This is a genomic window from Variovorax sp. J22R115 (genome assembly GCF_030317005.1).
GTDB lineage: Bacteria > Pseudomonadota > Gammaproteobacteria > Burkholderiales > Burkholderiaceae_C > Variovorax.
The window spans coordinates 30,319-45,915 of the sequence record NZ_JASZYM010000023.1 but is presented as its reverse complement, the minus strand read 5'-3'; the positions used below and the strand labels follow the sequence as shown (position 1 = coordinate 45,915).

General features: G+C 66.4%; 18 protein-coding genes and 1 pseudogene. 12 read left to right on the top strand and 7 right to left on the bottom strand.

The genetic code is table 11. The annotated features are described in order from the left end of the window. Positions 1–16 precede the first annotated feature (16 nt). From QTI04_RS30235 to QTI04_RS30200, 8 genes are all read left to right on the top strand, one after another. Positions 17–346, top strand: coding sequence for an Arc family DNA-binding protein (locus QTI04_RS30235; protein ID WP_286604919.1), 330 nt, complete (start codon positions 17–19; stop codon positions 344–346). Continuing rightward, entirely contained in the window at positions 343–786 is a 444-nt protein-coding gene (locus QTI04_RS30230) for a type II toxin-antitoxin system VapC family toxin (RefSeq protein ID WP_286618899.1), read from the top strand. The genes QTI04_RS30235 and QTI04_RS30230 overlap by 4 nt, the downstream gene beginning before the upstream one ends. Before the next feature lie 142 nt (positions 787–928). Next, the gene (locus QTI04_RS30225) at positions 929–2,122 is read left to right on the top strand and encodes a beta-ketoacyl-[acyl-carrier-protein] synthase family protein (RefSeq protein WP_286618897.1); all 1,194 of its coding nucleotides are present in this window, start codon (positions 929–931) and stop codon (positions 2,120–2,122) included. Next, entirely contained in the window at positions 2,119–2,952 is an 834-nt protein-coding gene (locus QTI04_RS30220; protein ID WP_286618896.1) for a beta-ketoacyl synthase chain length factor, read from the top strand. The genes QTI04_RS30225 and QTI04_RS30220 overlap by 4 nt, the downstream gene beginning before the upstream one ends. Before the next feature lie 4 nt (positions 2,953–2,956). Further along, positions 2,957–4,585 (top strand): NAD(P)/FAD-dependent oxidoreductase, encoded by a 1,629-nt coding sequence (locus tag QTI04_RS30215; protein ID WP_286618895.1) that lies wholly within the window; start codon positions 2,957–2,959, stop codon positions 4,583–4,585. A 105-nt stretch (positions 4,586–4,690) separates the two neighbouring features. Continuing rightward, entirely contained in the window at positions 4,691–5,404 is a 714-nt protein-coding gene (locus QTI04_RS30210; RefSeq protein ID WP_286604926.1) for a response regulator, read from the top strand. Between the two features lie 4 nt (positions 5,405–5,408). Next, complete coding sequence (locus QTI04_RS30205) at positions 5,409–6,590, top strand: ATP-binding protein (RefSeq protein WP_286604927.1); 1,182 nt, start codon at positions 5,409–5,411, stop codon at positions 6,588–6,590. Between the two features lie 61 nt (positions 6,591–6,651). Then, positions 6,652–7,911, top strand: coding sequence for an O-antigen ligase (locus QTI04_RS30200; RefSeq protein WP_286618894.1), 1,260 nt, complete (start codon positions 6,652–6,654; stop codon positions 7,909–7,911). On the opposite strand, the gene QTI04_RS30195 is transcribed toward QTI04_RS30200, so the two are convergent. Further along, the gene (locus tag QTI04_RS30195) at positions 7,877–8,083 is read right to left on the bottom strand and encodes a zinc-finger domain-containing protein (RefSeq protein WP_286604930.1); all 207 of its coding nucleotides are present in this window, start codon (positions 8,081–8,083) and stop codon (positions 7,877–7,879) included. The genes QTI04_RS30200 and QTI04_RS30195 overlap by 35 nt on opposite strands. Before the next feature lie 5 nt (positions 8,084–8,088). Further along, on the bottom strand, positions 8,089–9,027 hold the full coding sequence (locus tag QTI04_RS30190; RefSeq protein ID WP_286618893.1) for a branched-chain amino acid transaminase: 939 nt from the start codon (positions 9,025–9,027) through the stop codon (positions 8,089–8,091). Between the two features lie 113 nt (positions 9,028–9,140). Here QTI04_RS30190 and QTI04_RS30185 point away from each other — a divergent pair, with 113 nt between their 5' ends. Next, positions 9,141–10,148, top strand: a complete 1,008-nt coding sequence (locus QTI04_RS30185; protein WP_286618892.1) for a recombination-associated protein RdgC — start codon at positions 9,141–9,143, stop codon at positions 10,146–10,148. Here the strand turns inward: QTI04_RS30185 and QTI04_RS30180 are convergent. Both QTI04_RS30180 and QTI04_RS30175 read right to left on the bottom strand, forming a co-directional pair. Then, a complete protein-coding gene (locus tag QTI04_RS30180) occupies positions 10,145–10,621 on the bottom strand; it encodes a glycerate kinase (RefSeq protein ID WP_286618891.1) in 477 nt (158 codons plus the stop codon). The two genes, QTI04_RS30185 and QTI04_RS30180, sit on opposite strands and share 4 nt — an antisense overlap. Before the next feature lie 29 nt (positions 10,622–10,650). After that, positions 10,651–11,298 (bottom strand): dihydrofolate reductase family protein, encoded by a 648-nt coding sequence (locus tag QTI04_RS30175; RefSeq protein WP_286618889.1) that lies wholly within the window; start codon positions 11,296–11,298, stop codon positions 10,651–10,653. 127 nt (positions 11,299–11,425) lie between these two features. Between QTI04_RS30175 and QTI04_RS30170 the strand changes: the two genes are divergently transcribed. Further along, on the top strand, positions 11,426–12,388 hold the full coding sequence (locus tag QTI04_RS30170) for a hypothetical protein (protein WP_286618888.1): 963 nt from the start codon (positions 11,426–11,428) through the stop codon (positions 12,386–12,388). 44 nt (positions 12,389–12,432) lie between these two features. Continuing rightward, entirely contained in the window at positions 12,433–12,849 is a 417-nt protein-coding gene (locus QTI04_RS30165; protein WP_286618886.1) for an MAPEG family protein, read from the top strand. On the opposite strand, the gene QTI04_RS30160 is transcribed toward QTI04_RS30165, so the two are convergent. The 3 genes and pseudogenes from QTI04_RS30160 to QTI04_RS30150 all read right to left on the bottom strand — a co-directional run bounded on the left by QTI04_RS30160 (position 12,806) and on the right by QTI04_RS30150 (position 14,741). After that, a complete protein-coding gene (locus QTI04_RS30160; protein ID WP_286618885.1) occupies positions 12,806–13,819 on the bottom strand; it encodes an AraC family transcriptional regulator in 1,014 nt (337 codons plus the stop codon). The genes QTI04_RS30165 and QTI04_RS30160 overlap by 44 nt on opposite strands. A gap of 375 nt (positions 13,820–14,194) precedes the next feature. Then, positions 14,195–14,363: pseudogene (locus tag QTI04_RS30155) on the bottom strand (NADP oxidoreductase); the annotation flags it as partial. A gap of 3 nt (positions 14,364–14,366) precedes the next feature. Next, positions 14,367–14,741: a helix-turn-helix domain-containing protein gene (locus QTI04_RS30150; protein WP_286618884.1), complete on the bottom strand. Its 375-nt coding sequence runs from the start codon at positions 14,739–14,741 to the stop codon at positions 14,367–14,369. A 112-nt stretch (positions 14,742–14,853) separates the two neighbouring features. On the opposite strand from QTI04_RS30150, the gene QTI04_RS30145 reads away from it, so the two are divergent. Next, positions 14,854–15,588 carry an SDR family NAD(P)-dependent oxidoreductase gene (locus QTI04_RS30145; RefSeq protein ID WP_286618883.1) on the top strand — a complete coding sequence of 245 codons (735 nt, stop codon included), beginning with the start codon at positions 14,854–14,856 and terminating at the stop codon, positions 15,586–15,588. The last annotated feature ends 9 nt before the right edge of the window (positions 15,589–15,597 follow it).

Here is a 15,597-nt window from a genome sequence, read left to right as displayed (position 1 = left end):
CCATTTTGGAGGCGTCATGGCCAATCTATCCGTGAAAGACGTACCGGAGCATCTGGCTGAACGACTCCGGCAGCGCGCGGCGCGCAATCACCGGTCGTTGCAAGGTGAGTTGATGGCCATCATCGAGCAGGCGGCCTACGAAACCGGCGCGGCGGCCGCACCCGCCCTTCCTGTGGCCATCAGTGTCGAAGGTTCGGATGTCGCCCCGGGCCGCCGCCCCGTCACCCGGCGCGGCTCCAAATCGATCGAACAGATCGCCGCCGAGCATCGCGTCCGCTTTCCACAGCCCATCGGGTCCGGCCCGAACGCCGTCGACATCATCCGCGCGGACCGGGACGCGCGGTGAGCGGCGCACCGAGCCCGCTCTTCGTCGCCGAACCGCCGGCGTCGTACCGAATGCGCCCGCCACTGGTGGTGGACTGCAGCGCCCTGAGCGCCATCCTGTTTGATGAACCCACGCGCGACGAAGCCTTGGCGCGGCTCGTCGGCTTCAGCCTCCATGCGCCGAACCTGCTCGATCACGAGATCGTCAGCGTGGCACTCAAGAAACGGCGACTGGATTGGCCTTCGGATTCCCTCGCGCTGGCGCTGGCCGACTATGCCGAGTACGACCTTGAATTGCATCCGGTCGATCCGGCCGCGCAGTACCAGCTGGCGGCCCGCTATGCACTGTCGGCCTACGACGCGGCCTACCTCTGGCTCGCGGCGGAGATCAAGGCGCCGCTGGCGACCTTCGACCAGAAGCTCGCGACGGCCGCCCAGGCCCATCTGAGCGCCCTGCCCTGAGCCTTCCGCAAGGGCGCATGGCCCTTGCGTCGCAGGCCCACCTCGCGACGAACCGGGACATTGGCCGACGCGGACCGGTTCGGCTGGCTGGTACGCTGTGATGTTTTGCACGCTACCGTCATTTATCCATCCGGCCTCCACCGTGTCACCTTCACGCATACCCCCCCTGCAGATCAGCGCCTTCACCGCGACCTCGTCGGTCGGTGTGGGCAAGACCGCCCTCCTCTCGGCACTCGAACAGTCGCGCAGCGGCCTGCGCGCCAATGACTTCGGCCCGACGCCGCTGCCGACGTGGATCGGGCGCGTCGACGGCCTTGAAGAACTCCGGCTGCCGGAGTCGCTGGCGAGCTGGGATTGCCGCAACAACCGGCTGGCATGGCTCGGCCTGCAGGCCGACGGCTTCATGGAAGCGGTGGCTGCCGCGCGCAAGCGCTACGGCCCGGCGCGCATTGCGCTGATCCTCGGTACCTCGACGTCGAGCATTGGCGAGACCGAGGAGGCCTACACCCGGCTCGTCGACGGCGCATTCCCCGTCGACCAGAGGCGCCCCAAGGTCCACACGCCCCATTCGCTCACGATGTTCGTTCAGGAAGCGCTGGGCCTCGAAGGGCCGGCCGAGACGATCTCGACCGCCTGCTCATCGAGCGCCAAGGTGTTTGCGTCGGCGGAGCGGCTGATCCGCCTGGGCCTGGTCGATGCGGCCGTGGTCGGCGGCGTCGACACGCTGTGCGGCAGCGTGCTGTTCGGATTCAATTCGCTCGAACTGGTGTCGCCCGAACCCTGCCGGCCCTTCGACGCCGGCCGCGACGGCATCAGCCTGGGCGAGGCCGCCGGCTTCGCGCTGGTCGAGCGCGGCCCCGGCAAGCTCGAACTGCTGGGCTACGGCGAGGCGAGCGACGCGCACCACATGTCGACGCCCCACCCCGAGGGCCTGGGCGCCGAAAAGGCCATGGACGACGCGCTCGCACGCGCCGGCCTGAACACGGACGCCATCGACTACATCAACATGCACGGCACCGCCAGCACGAAGAACGACGAAGTCGAAGGCGCGCTGGTGGCGCGGCGCTTCCCCGAGACGACCCATGCCAGCTCGACCAAGGGCTTCACGGGCCACACGCTGGGTGCCGCAGGCATCGTCGAGGCGGTCATCAGCCTGCTGGCGATCGAGACCGGCCTGAAGCCGGGCACCGTCAACACCACCACGCTCGACGCCGACTGCGGGCCGCAGATCAAGCTGCAGCCCGCTCGCGGCGAGGTGCGCTATGCGCTGAGCAATTCCTTCGGCTTCGGCGGCAACAACTGCTCGCTGGTCTTCGGCAAGGGAGCCGCAGCATGAGCGCAGCATACAAGACACCAACCCTCTACATCGAAGGCCCCGCTTTCTGGGCGCCCAGCCTGCCCGGATGGGAACTCGCGAGCGCCGTGTTCCGTGGCGAAGCCGCGCCGTCCGATCCGCCGGCCAAGCGCCCATCGCCGCAAGTGCTCGCGCCCGCCGAAAGGCGCCGCGCGCCCGACACGGTGGCGCTGGCGCTGGAAGTCGCAGCCGCCGCGGTCGCTGCCTCGGGCCGCAATGCTGCGGACCTGCCGTGCGTATTCGCTTCGGCGCATGGCGATCTCGGCATCAACGACTACATGTGCAGCACGCTGGCGAGCGATCCGAAGCTGCTGTCGCCGATCAAGTTCCACAACTCGGTGCACAACGCGGCCGTAGGCTACTGGACCATCGGCACCGGCTGCATGGCGGCAAGCAACTCGCTGACGGCCTTCGAGAGCACCTTCGCTTCGGGCCTGCTCGAAGCCGCGGCGCAATGCGCGGCCGATCAACGTGCCGTGCTCCTGGCCGGCTACGACATGCCCGCCGTGGGCGCGCTCGCGTCGATCACGACGAGCCGCGACCTGCTGGCCGTCGCGCTGGTGATCTCGCCGAAGCGCACCGAGCGCACGGTCGCGGCATTCGAATGGTCGCTCTCGGCAGGCGCTTCGCTACCGCCGGCTCTCCGTTCGGATGCCGCGCGCGCACTGAGGGTCAATGCGATGGCCGACGCGCTGCCCCTCTTCGAGGCGCTCGCACGCGGCAAGGCCGAATCGCTCGCGCTGCCGCTGTCGGCCGCGCTGTCATTGCAGTTGGCCCTGCAACCCGAACTGCAGCTCGAAGCGCAGAGTTGAAGCCATGACCGCGATCCTCCACCAGCACGATGTCGTGATCATGGGCGGAGGACTCGCGGGGCTCACCCTCGCGCTGCAGCTCAAGCAGCGCTTCGCCGACATCGACATCGTGGTGCTGGAGCGCCGCGCGCATCCGGTGCCGCACGCAACGCACAAGGTGGGCGAGTCGTCGGTCGAAATCGGTGCCCATTACTTCGACACGGTGCTCGGCCTCCAGCCGCACATGCATGGCGCCCAACTGCGCAAGTTCGGTTTCCGCTTCTTCTTCAGCGAAGGCCGCCGCGACATCGACCAGGTGATGGAGATCGGCGCCAGCCGCTATCTCTCGGTGCCGAGCTACCAGATCGACCGCGGCATCTTCGAGAACTACCTGGCCGAGGAGGCCGCGCGCAATGGCGTGCGCTTCGTCGACAGTGCGATGGTGCGCGTGATCGAGCTGGCCGACGACGCGCGCCAGCCGCATCGCATCGAATGGTCGCAGGACGGCGGGACGCACATCGTGCATGCCCGCTGGCTGATCGACGCCTGCGGACGCGCCGGCATGCTCAAGCGCAAGCTCGGGCTCGCGCAGCCCAATGCGCATCACTGCAACGCCGTGTGGTTCCGGGTCAGCGAGCGCATCACCATCGACGACTGGTCCGACGACCCGGCATGGCGCACGCGCTGCGAGCCACGGGCGCGCTGGCTCTCGACCAATCACCTGGTCGGCGCGGGCTACTGGGTCTGGCTGATTCCGCTCGCATCGGGCTCGCATTCGGTCGGCATCGTGGCCGACCCGCGACTGCACCCGCTCGACACGATGGACACCTTCGACAAGGCGATGCAGTGGTTCCGGACCTGGCAGCCTCGCCTCTACGATGACCTCGATGGCAAGCGCCACCTGCTGCAGGACTTTGCTTTCTTCCGCGACTTCTCGTACGGGTGCAAGCAGGTGTTCTCGGGCCAGCGCTGGGCACTGACCGGGGAGGCGGGACTTTTCCTCGATCCCTTCTACTCGCCGGGCAGCGATTTCATCGCGGTGGGCAATACCTACATCACCGACCTGATCGCGCACGACCGCGCCGGACACGCGCTGGAGGCGCGGGCGCAGCTCTACGACCAGATCTACCACTCGTTCTACGAAAGCACGCTCGCGCTCTACACCGACCAGTACCCGCTCTTCGGCGATCCGGAGGTGCTGCCGATCAAGGTGATCTGGGATTACACCTACTACTGGGGCGTGCTGTCGCAGATCTTCTTCCAGCAGCGGCTCACCGACCTGGCGGTGCTGGGCAGCCTGCGCGAGGAGCTGCAGGATTGCCAGCGCCTCAACTTCGCGGTGCAGGACTTCCTGCGCGCGTGGTCCGGCGTCAGCCGCCGGCGCAACCGGCCGGTGATGCTCGACCAGGCGGCCCTGCCCTGGTTTGCCGAACTCAATCGCAGCCTGAATGACCGGCTCGACGACGACGCCTTCAAGGCCCGCATGCGGGCTTCGGCGGAAAGGCTGCGCGCGCTGGCGGTGGAAATCCTCGAACGCGCGAGGCACGACAATCCCACGCTGGCGGCCGGCGAACTTGGCGCCGTGCTGGCCGAAAAGGCAGCCCAGCCCCATCCAGACGCCCAGCGCGAAACCATGCTTTTCGAGCCGGGATAAAAAACCAGGCAACGGCGACGTTTACCCAACTTTACGTAGCGTTCAAGCCTGCTTGGCGCCGCGGGGAGAACCTCCATACGCTGCGCTCAACGCGAAGGACAACCCATGAGCACCCCCCAACTCCTGATGATCGAAGACGACATCCGCCTCGCGCAGATGGTCGGCGAATACCTGACGCAATCCGGCTTCGGCTTCACCCACGCGGCCGATGGCGCCAGCGGGCTGGAGCAGCTACAACAGCGTTCGCCCGACCTCGTCATCCTCGACCTGATGCTGCCGGACACCGACGGCCTGGAGGTCTGCCGCCGTATCCGCGCGCTGCCCAATGGCCTCGCCAAGGTGTCGGTGCTGATGCTGACCGCCAAGGGCGACCCGATGGACCGCATCATCGGTCTCGAGATCGGCGCCGACGACTACCTCCCCAAGCCTTTCGAGCCGCGCGAGTTGCTCGCCCGCATTCGCGCAGTGCTGCGCCGGCGCGGCGAGACCGCGGCCGATGCGAGCGCGCCGTCCGTGCTGCGCTTCGGATCGCTGGAAATCGACCGCAACGCGCGCACGGTCACCGTCGGCGGCGAGCCGGCGGACCTGACCTCCTACCAGTTCGACCTGCTGGTCGCGATGGCCGAACGCGCCGGCCGCGTGCTCACGCGCGACCAGATCATGGAAGCTGTGCGCGGCCGCGAGCTCGAAGCCTTCGACCGCTCGATCGACGTCCACATGGGCCGCATCCGCGCCGCGATCGAGGTCGACGCCAAGAACCCCAAGCGCATCCTGACGGTGCGCGGTGTGGGCTACGTGTTCGCCAAGCAGCAAGACTGACGCGATGCTCCTCAAGCTCTACAGGCGGCACCTCTATGTCCGCATCTGGCTGGCGGTGGTCGCGGGCGTCTTCATCCTCACGTTGACGGCCAACTGGATCGTGCGCGAAGCCGCCGAGAACGAGCGGGAGCGACTGGCCCCCGTGCCGCGCGAAGTGGTCGTGCTCGACGGCAAGGACCAGCCGATCGGCCACGGCAAGGCGATGCGCGTGCCGGGCCAGGGCCTTGAATTCGACGTCACGCTGAACGATGGTCGCTCCCTCTCGCTGCAGGTGGCGCCGCGCGAACGTCCGCCGGGCGGCGGCATGGCGCCCTGGCGCACGCCCTTCGGGCTGGGCTGGATGGTGGCGCTCGTGGGCGTCGCCGTCGCGCTGGGCGTCTATCCGATCGTGCGCCGGCTGACCAAGCGGCTCGAAGCCCTGCAGCGGGGCGTGCAGCGCTGGGGCGAGGGCGACCTGTCGGCGCGCGTCGCTGAAGAGGGTCAGGACGAAGTGGCAGATCTCTCCAACGGCTTCAACGCCGCGGCGGCGCGCATCGAGGAGCTGGTGCAATCGCACAAGTCGCTGCTCGCCAATGCCTCGCACGAACTGCGCTCCCCGCTCACGCGCATCCGCATGGGCCTGGAGCTGATGGGCGACCGGCCCAGCCCCGGCGCGCGCGAGGAGATCTCGCGCAACATCGGCGAGCTCGACCAACTGATCGACGAGATCCTGCTCGCGAGCCGGCTGGACGCGAAGGAAGCCGACATGGGCACGGTCGAGACTGTCGACCTCACGGGCCTGGCGGCCGAGGAGTGCGCGCGTGTCGATGCCGACCTGGAAGTCAGCGAAGGCACCCACAGCGACGCGTTGACCGTGCGCGGTGTGCCGCGCCTGCTGCGGCGCGCGATTCGCAACCTGCTGGAGAACGCGCGCCGCTACGGTGCGGGTGAAACCAGCGTGGAACTGGCGAGCCGCGGGGGCGCCGCGGAGATCCGCGTGAGCGACCGTGGGCCCGGCGTCCCCGCCGCACTGCGCGATCGCATCTTCGAGCCCTTCTATCGCCTGCCCGGCGCAAGCGAACGCAACGGCGGCGTGGGCCTCGGCCTGGCGCTGGTGAAGTCGATTACCGAACGTCACGGCGGCAGCGTGCGCTGCGAAGACCGAGCCGGCGGCGGGGCGAGCTTCGTCATCACATTGCCGCACTGACGCCCTCCCCGCGGTGTTCCACGAACGGAACACCGCGGGGCGCGCCACTAAAATTCCGGCCATGTCGAGATCGAACCTTGTCAGCCCTGCGGCTATGTTTTGGGGGCTGACGGTGTTCATGCCGGTCGGCGTCACGTACTTTGCAGCCGTGCTGCTGCTGATCACGCTGGTGGCTTCCGGCGGTTGGCGCGAGCGGGCCATCCGCCTGCGCAACAACCCGATGTGGTGGCCCGTCGTGGCCTATGTAGCGTGGACGCTGGTCATCCTGGCGCTCGGCCCCTACTACCCCGAGACGGGGTCGAACCTGTTCCATGGGCTGCGGATCGCGGCGACCGTGCTGATGGCGCTGGCGCTCACGCGCGACGAGGCGATCTGGGCCGTGCGCGGCTTCTGGATCATGGGGCTTGTCAACATCGTCATGATCGCGCTGTACTACACGGTCGGCTTCCCGATGCTGGAGCCGTGGCGCGGCGTGCTGATCCTGATCGGCAACAAGTCGATCAGCAATGCGCTGCTGTTCACCATCATGGCTGGGACCGCCGCGGTGTACGGCCTCAAGGAGCTCTCCGAGCATCGCCCCGGGCGGGCCATCGCGGCCTTCGCGCTGATTCCGGTGGTGATCGCGATCATCACCTTCACGCTGCCCTCGCGCACCTCGCTGCTGGCGCTGCTGCTCGCGATCCCCGCCGCCTGTGTGCACCAATGGCGCCGGCAACTCAAGGTGCTGGCGGTGGTGCTGATGGTGGGTGGCGTGGTCGCCGCGGCCGGGCTGTGGAACTCACCCGTGGTGCAGCAGAAGTTCACGGTCGGCATCCAGGAGATCGAGGCGGCGCAGGCGGGCGAGATCTCGGAAGCCAGTTGGGTGGTGCGCTATTACATGTACCGCGACACCGCCCGGATGATCATCGACAGGCCCTTCGCGGGCTGGGGCATCGGCGGCTGGACCGAGCAGTGGCACCTGCGCGGGCCGAAGCTGCTGGACTACAAGAACATGCCGCACAACGACTTCCTGTGGATGGGCGCACAGAGCGGCGTACCCGGCGCGCTCAGCCTGCTGGCGATCATCCTCGTGAGCGTCTGGGTGGCGTGGAAGCGGGACGACATGGCCGGGCGCTACGCGTTCGTCGCGACGCTGATCGTGCTGATCGCCACCATGGTGAACTCCGCGCTGCGCGACGCACAGATCGGGCTCGCGATCCTGTGGGTGGGGATGGTCTACCTGCGGCTGGCGCAGGAGCCGGGCGACCCGTGGCGCGGCCTGGTGCCGCGCCGCGAAGTGCGCGTTCTCAGTGGTGGTGACCCACCGCCTCGCCCGCTTTGAGGCGGTACACAGTGCCGCAATAGGGGCACTTGGCTTCGCCGGTGCGAGCCACGTCGAGATAGACCTTCGGGTGCGCGCTCCACAGCGGCATGTCGGCCTTGAGGTTCGGACAGAAAACGCCGCCCTGGTCGTTCAGGTCCTTGGCGAGCAGTTCGATGACGGATTTAGACATGGCCTTCAGACCTTCGTGAGCCAGTGGGCGTACTTGGGATTGCGTCCGTTCACGATGTCGAAGAACGCGTTCTGGATCTTCTCGGTGACGGGGCCGCGCGATCCGATGCCGATCTCGACGCGGTCGAGTTCGCGGATGGGCGTGACTTCGGCCGCCGTGCCGGTGAAGAAGGCTTCGTCGGCAATGTAGATCTCGTCGCGCGTGATGCGCTTCTGCACGACTTCGATGCCGAGGTCCTTGCAGATGTGCAGGATGGTGTTGCGCGTGATGCCGTTGAGCGCGCCGGCCGAGAGGTCGGGCGTGTAGACCACGCCGCCCTTGACCACGAACACGTTCTCGCCCGCGCCTTCGGAAACAAAACCGCTCGAATCGAGCAGCAGGGCCTCGTCGTAGCCGTCGTCCAGCGCTTCCATGTTGGCGAGGATCGAGTTGCTGTAGTTGCTCACCGCCTTGGCCTGCGTCATCGTGATGTTGACGTGATGGCGCGTGAAACTCGATGTCTTGACGCGGATGCCGCGCTTCATGCCTTCATCGCCGAGGTAGGCACCCCAGGACCAGGCAGCGACCATCGCGTGGATGCGATTGCCCTTGGGGCTGACGCCGAGCTTCTCGGAGCCGATCCACACCAGCGGGCGCAGGTAGCAGCTGTCGAGCTTGTTCTCGCGCACCACCTGTTTCTGCGCCTCGTTGAGCTGCTCCGGCGAGAACGGGATCTTCATGCGCAGGATCTTGGCGCTGTTGAAGAGACGTTCGGTGTGCTCCGCCAGGCGGAAGATCGCGGTGCCATTGACCGTGTTGTAGGCGCGGACGCCCTCGAAAACGCCGCAGCCGTAGTGCAGCGTGTGGGTCAGCACGTGGATCTTGGCTTCGCGCCAGTCCACGAGATCACCATCCATCCAGATCTTGCCGTCACGATCGTCCAGTGCGGGGGGCAGCGCGCTCATGTTCTTGGTCCTCAGGCGTTGGTATGTCGCAAAAGCTTTCGATTTTACGGCGGCGCCCGTTTCCGCCGCACCGACAATGCACAGCTTTGCCAATCAGCCATCAAAGGGTTTCAGTGTCCGTCTTCAAGAACGTCATCGTCTACCGCATCGAAGCGACGTGGTCGCAGTCGCTTGACCAGGTCGAGCAGGGCCTCGGCACGCAGCGCTTCGTCCCATGCAGCCCCTCGCAGGAAAAGTCCGCCGGCTGGGTCGAACCGCGCGGCCAGGAGCACGGCCCGCTCGCCGAATCCATCGGCGGCCAGTGGCTGCTCGAATTCATGGTCGAGACCAAGGCCCTGCCGGCCTCTGTCGTGCGCCGCAAGGTCGACGAACGCGCCGCGCAGATCGAGGCCACCACGGGCCGCAAGCCCGGCAAGAAGGAAAAGAAGGAGCTCAAGGAGGACATCACCCTCGAACTGCTGCCCTTGGCCTTCACCCGCCACGCGCGCGTCGCGGTGTGGATCGACCCGGCCGCACGCCGGCTCGTCGTCAACTCCAGCAACGCGGCACGCGCCGACGAAGTCGTCACCAACCTGGTGAAGGCGCTCGACGGCTTTGCCGTCTCGCTCGTCAATACCCAGGTCGAGCCGGCCGTCGCCATGTCGGAGTGGCTGTCGAGCCAGGAGCCGCCCGCCGGCTTCACCATCGACCGCGAATGCGAACTCAAGGCCAGCGACGAATCGAAGGCCGTGGTGCGCTACGCCAAGCACCCGCTCGACATCGAGGAGGTGCGCCAGCACATCGCCGACGGCAAGCGCCCGACCCGCCTCGCCATGACGTGGGACGACCGCGTGTCCTTCGAACTGACCGAAGGCCTGCAGATCCGCAAGATCGTGTTCCTCGAAGGCACGCTGGACGACGCGCCGGGCTCTTCTTCAGGCGGCAAGGAAGACAACTTCGACGCGGATGCCGCGATCGCGACGGGCGAACTTGGGCAACTCGTGCCGGAACTGCTGGCAGCGCTGGGCGGCGAAATGCGCCTGGGCACGGCATCGGCCGATGCGGCGCCTGCTGCGGCAGCCGCCCCGCAGTCGAAGTCCGATGCCGAGGAAGCGCTGGCTGACGAATCCGCGCCGTTTTAAACCGGAGGCCGCAGCGCGTCGGTCGCGCCCGGCTTGACGGCGTCGGCGCTCGACTCATCCGACGGAGGCGCGTCGTCCTCGGGTTGCTGGGGCCGTACCAGCGTCCACTCGGTGAGCTTTCCGCCGACGAAAGTCGCATCGACCCACGAGCCGCCGGCATCGGTCCAGCGGAAGACTTCGGGTTGCGTGTTCTCGGGCGTGCGAAGCTCGCCGAGCGCGCGCGTCATGGCGACCACGTGCAGCAGATTGACCTTGGGCTTCAACTTGGCATTGAGCATCACCGCGCTCGCGACCGTGCCCATGGGCCTGTCGGCGGCACGCTTCAACACTTGCATCGCGCGGTTGAAATGCAGCAGCAGGAACATGACGATCGCGCCGCCGACAAGCGCCACGCCGGCCCAGCCGTAGCTGCGGTAGGCCACGCCGAGCAGGATCAGTCCGCCGACGGGGACGAGGATTCTTCCAAAATTCATGCGCGGATTGTCGCTCGCCGGCCAATAGCTCACGGACGCTTGCGCAAGAACACGTGTGTCGCCCGTTCGCCGGCAATGCTCTCTGCGCATTCATAGCCCAAGGCCGGCAGGTCGAGCCCCTGGAAGAGATGCTCCCCTGCCCCGAGCAGCACGGGCCGCACGGCCAGATGCAGTTCGTCGATCAGCCCCGCGCTCAGGTACTGACGCACCGTCGACACACCACCGCCAAGGCGTACGTCGCGGCCACCCGCCGCGGCCTTCGCCTGCTCCAGGGCTGCATGTATGCCTTCGGTGACGAAGCGGAACTCCGTCCCGCCGGCCATCGCCAGCGGCGCACGCGCATGGTGCGTGAGCACGAACACGGGGGTGTGATACGGAGGCTCGTCGCCCCACCAGCCCTTCCAGCTGTCGTCCGGCCACGGGCCACGAACCGGGCCGAACATGTTGCGCCCAAGGATCCAGGCGCCAATGCCGTCGAAGCCCTGCTCCGCCATGCGGTTGTCGACGCCCGTCTCGGCCTCGCCCTGGCCGTACATGTTGCGCCAAAGACGGGTGTGGACGAACCAATCCATCAGCTCGATGCCGCGGACGCCGAGCGGGTTCTGGAGACCTTGATTCGGGCCGGCGCCGTAGCCGTCGAGGGAGACGCCGAAGCTTTGGACGCGAAGTTTGGACATGGTGGGCTCCTTGCGGGACCATTGTGAATCGGATCACCGGGCAAGATTCGCGGACGCATGGCCCGACCTCATTCCCCTCGCGCTTCGATCATGGCCACTCCTTCAACGAACATCGAAAGAGGCCATCATGCACAGCGCTCCCTCCGCGAACCAGTACTCGAAGGTCATCGCGAATTCCAAACGCATCCGCTGGGATATCGACATCGACGTCATCCGCCACCGGCGATTCGATCTCGACAAGACCTTCCTGCCGGCCGGCCTGTCACTGGTGAACGAGCTGGATTTCCTGACGTCCGACGACCAGCGCCTGCTGAGCCAGGTGCAGGGTCGAAGCTACGCCTACATCTTCGGGCTGGTGGAGCGATTCATCGGCGCCAAGATGCTCGAGATCAGCCGGCAGCACGCGCTCGGGGACCAGGTGGCCCTGGAGGCCCTGGTCCGCATGGCCGACGAGGAGCTGAAGCACCAGGAGCTGTTCCGGCGCATGGAAGCGATGATGGCCGCCGACATGCCGGCGGGCTACATGGCAACGGCCGAACCCAACGCCGTCGCGACCGCCGTGCTGAGCAAGAGCAATTGGTCGGTCCTTGCGCTCACACTGGACATCGAGCGTTTCACGCTGGCCCACTATCGCGCCAGCATCGAACCACGGGACGACCTGTGCGAGCTGTGGAAGGACGTGTTCCTGGCCCACTGGAAGGAGGAGTCGCAGCACGCGGTGCTGGACGAACTCGAGTTCCTTCGCGAGGACGCACGCCTGAACACCGCCGAGCGCGACGCGGCCGTCGGCGACCTGATCGACCTGGTCGTGGCGGTCGACGGCATTCTCCAGGCTCAGGCGCGCGCCGATGCGACCTACTTCGAGTCGATCGCGGGCCAGCGCTACGACGATGCGCAACGCAGCGCCATCGGCGAGGGCATCCTGAAGGCGTATCGCTGGCAGTACATCGTGACGGGCGTAACCGAGCCACGCTTCCAGAAGGTCCTCTTCGGCGTTCTCGATGACACGCAGGCTGCCCGAGTGACGGATGCGCTCCAGCCGCTGCTCTACGCGGTGCCCGCCCGCTCTTCCATGGTGCCCCTCCAGTAGGGAGCCGCCTTGCCCACGGTGGTGCGCAACAGGAGACCGAGATCATGCTGCCCGAGTTGATGCTGCTGGGTTTCGCCGCCTGGACCCTCGCTCTCCTGCTCACCACCGTGGGCGCCTACCGGTTGAGCCGGGTCTTCAGCGGTCGAGCGGGAATGAGTGAATTCCGGGCCGACCAGGTCGAGGGCCAGGACTGGTACCGGCGCGCGATGCGGGCACACGCAAACTGCGTCGAGAACCTGCCGGTGTTCGCTGTGCTGGTTTTTGCGTTGCGCGTCTTCGGCATCGCCGATCCCGCGGTGGACGCGCTGTGCGTGGTCATCCTGGCGGCGCGGATCCCCCAGTCGCTGGTCCACGTCTGCTTCGCGCAGACGGATCGCGTCGTGTCGGTGCGCTTCGCGCTCTTCTTCGTTCAATTCCTCAGCTTCTGTGCGCTGATTGCATTGATCGCTTTCCGTCATTGAACTCAGGCGGACTCTGGAGGCTGTGCTCGCGGCGCCAGGATGCCGGGGGCATGCCGAACTCGCGCTTGAAGGCGCGGCTGAAGGCGGTGTCGGTTTCATAGCCGACTTCCAGCGCGATGTGCATCATGCTCAAGGCGCTGCGCCGCAACAGGTTCGACGCGAGCGCCATGCGCCACTTGCCGAGATACTGCATGGGCGGCTGCCCAACGTAGTGAGTGAATTTTTCGGCAAGAACCGAACGCGATGTCCCGGCCTCGCGCGCAAGGCTTTCCAGCGTCCATGGATGCGCCGGGTTCTCGTGCATGAGCGCGAGGGACTTGCCGACGACGCGATCGCGCAAGCCCGCGAGCCAACCGGTCTGGCCCTCGGACATCTGGGAGATGTAGCGGCGCAAGGTCTCGACCACCAGCACCTCGGACAACTTGGCCAGCACGCCTTCGCCACCGGGTTGCGTGGAAGCGGCCTCCGCCACCGCATAGACGAACGAACGCTCCACCCAATCGGTCTTTTCGTCCCTTCGGAGGCTGACCGTCAGCACCCTCGGCAGCGTCGCCAGGACCGGCCGGCACAGGATGGGATCGCATGACAGATAGCCGCAGATGAAGCGCGTCGGCTCGCCACCGCCACCCAATTGAAGTTCGTCGGGCTTCTCGCGCAACAGCGCCCGAACATCGAGCAGCGGCCCCGGCTCGTCCATTCCGGACGACGCCATCGTGTGGGCATCGCCATGCGGAAACAGGATGATGTCGCCGGCTTGCAGGTGAAGCGGCGGCATGCCGTCGAGCTTCACGGTGCACGAACCGTCCACGAAGAAATGGTAGAAAAGCAGGCGCTCGGATCCTGCGTTGACCTGCCTCGCCACGGTCTCCGCTTCCGGTGAAGCAAAGCACCACGGCGCGGTGAATCTGGCATTGAAGAAGATCGCGCTGTTGAACTGCAGGACCTTCAAGACCTCGGACAAGGCATCCATATCGACTTCGCCTCCGCAGGAGCGTCGTCATTTGACCATTTGCGAGACGAATCGGCCAAGCCGGCGCACGGCTCCACGACGCACGCGCTTCGGCGTCGGCTTCCGGTTCTGCAGATCGATCAGCAAGTAGATCTTCGTCAAGGCGACACCGCGTTGGCCACGATAAGCCGCGCCGTCGCCCGTGTGGCACTTTCGGCCAGCAGCAGTCAGTCGCGGATGTCAGCTACCGAGCAAGCCACGATCAAATATGACTGGAAACCAAAGCACCAGACGGACAGCCGTGCCAAGGGCACTGCATTCGCTTCCCTCACGCTTTCGGGTACCCCATTCGTGGGTACTTGTGGCATCGCGCACAAAGCCTGTGGTGTCAGGGATTCAGCCGATATCGACGTTCAAGGCGATGTTCCAGGTGCCCAGCGCCGTTTTTGGCCAGGCCGATCACGAACGGACGCAGCCCGAGACTTTCGAGGAAAGTTGAGACGCGCGCCTTGGCCTCCGCATCGTCGGCTGCGATGAATGCGTCGAGGCGTCCACCCTTGGCAAGCCGCTAGGGCAAAGTGTCGCGCTTGGCAAAGATGCTTGCCACTTCCGCCATGTTCTCGGTTCCCCAGGTGCACAGCGGCACGATCGCGTCGGCCAGGCTGCGACCGAGCGGGGTCAGCGCGTAGTCCACACGCGGTGGCACCTCCTTGTAGTCGGTCCGCGCCAGCACGTGATCGGCCTCCAGATCCTTCAAATGCTGGATCAGCACCTTGTCGCTGACGCCCTGAATCAGGCGCTTGAGCTCGCCGTAGCGCTTCGGCCCGTCGCGCAGGAAAAATAGGACCAACGGTTTCCACTTGCCCGAGATGATGCGGAGCGTGGCGTCGAGCCCGCAGGAGAAGCCACCCGTACCGCAGGTTTCGTGAGAAGGCGTGGTCATTTTTTGATACTTACCAAAAAGTGCATACTTGTCCTTAGGTTATCAGAGCTGCACACTGTCCTCAAGTAAGCAATCCCCTGCTTCCTTGCAACTCCAGCTAAGGATCCATGACATGAGCAGACTGAATGGAAAGACCGCCGTGATCACCGGTGGCGCTACCGGCATCGGCCGCGCCGCGGCAAAACGCTTCATCGAGGAGGGCGCCTTCGTCTTCATCTTCGGTCGCCGGCAGGAAGCGCTCGACGCCGCTGTGGCCGACCTCGGGCCCAATGCCCGCGCGGTGAAGGGCTCGGTCTCCAATCTGGCCGACCTCGACCGACTCTACGCGGCGGTGAAGGCCGAGCGCGGGACCCTCGACGTCGTCTTCGCCAATGCCGGGACGGGAAGCCCACTTCCGCTCGGCAAGATCACCGCCGAGCACATTGACGAGACCTTCGACACCAATGTGAAGGGTACGATCTTCACGGTCCAAAAGGCGCTGCCACTGATGAGCGAGGGCGGTTCGATCATCCTGACCGGATCGAGCGCTGGCACCACGGGCGCCCCGGCATTCAGCGCCTACAGCGCGAGCAAGGCGGCAGTGCGCAACCTCGCGCGGACCTGGGCGGAGGACCTGAAGGGCACCGGCATCCGGGTAAACGTGCTGTCGCCCGGGGCGACGGCCACCGAACTCGCGAAGGAAGCCCTAGGCGAGGAGGGACAGAAGGCCTTCGCCTCGATGACTCCGCTCCAGCGCATGGCCGATCCGGCGGAGATCGGAGCGGTGGCCGCCTTTCTCGCGTCGCCGGACAGCAGCTTCATGACCGCCAGCGAGATCGCCGTCGACGGCGGCCTGGCGCAACTCTGAAACCGAAGA

Coding starts and splice junctions, on each gene's coding strand:
- QTI04_RS30235 (WP_286604919.1), top strand. CDS start 17: ATGGCCAATCTATCCGTGAAAGACGTACCGGAGCATCTGGCTGAACGA.
- QTI04_RS30220 (WP_286618896.1), top strand. CDS start 2,119: ATGAGCGCAGCATACAAGACACCAACCCTCTACATCGAAGGCCCCGCT.
- QTI04_RS30215 (WP_286618895.1), top strand. CDS start 2,957: ATGACCGCGATCCTCCACCAGCACGATGTCGTGATCATGGGCGGAGGA.
- QTI04_RS30210 (WP_286604926.1), top strand. CDS start 4,691: ATGAGCACCCCCCAACTCCTGATGATCGAAGACGACATCCGCCTCGCG.
- QTI04_RS30205 (WP_286604927.1), top strand. CDS start 5,409: ATGCTCCTCAAGCTCTACAGGCGGCACCTCTATGTCCGCATCTGGCTG.
- QTI04_RS30200 (WP_286618894.1), top strand. CDS start 6,652: ATGTCGAGATCGAACCTTGTCAGCCCTGCGGCTATGTTTTGGGGGCTG.
- QTI04_RS30195 (WP_286604930.1), bottom strand. CDS start 8,083: ATGTCTAAATCCGTCATCGAACTGCTCGCCAAGGACCTGAACGACCAG.
- QTI04_RS30190 (WP_286618893.1), bottom strand. CDS start 9,027: ATGAGCGCGCTGCCCCCCGCACTGGACGATCGTGACGGCAAGATCTGG.
- QTI04_RS30180 (WP_286618891.1), bottom strand. CDS start 10,621: ATGAATTTTGGAAGAATCCTCGTCCCCGTCGGCGGACTGATCCTGCTC.
- QTI04_RS30175 (WP_286618889.1), bottom strand. CDS start 11,298: ATGTCCAAACTTCGCGTCCAAAGCTTCGGCGTCTCCCTCGACGGCTAC.
- QTI04_RS30170 (WP_286618888.1), top strand. CDS start 11,426: ATGCACAGCGCTCCCTCCGCGAACCAGTACTCGAAGGTCATCGCGAAT.
- QTI04_RS30165 (WP_286618886.1), top strand. CDS start 12,433: ATGCTGCCCGAGTTGATGCTGCTGGGTTTCGCCGCCTGGACCCTCGCT.
- QTI04_RS30160 (WP_286618885.1), bottom strand. CDS start 13,819: ATGGATGCCTTGTCCGAGGTCTTGAAGGTCCTGCAGTTCAACAGCGCG.
- QTI04_RS30150 (WP_286618884.1), bottom strand. CDS start 14,741: ATGACCACGCCTTCTCACGAAACCTGCGGTACGGGTGGCTTCTCCTGC.
- QTI04_RS30145 (WP_286618883.1), top strand. CDS start 14,854: ATGAGCAGACTGAATGGAAAGACCGCCGTGATCACCGGTGGCGCTACC.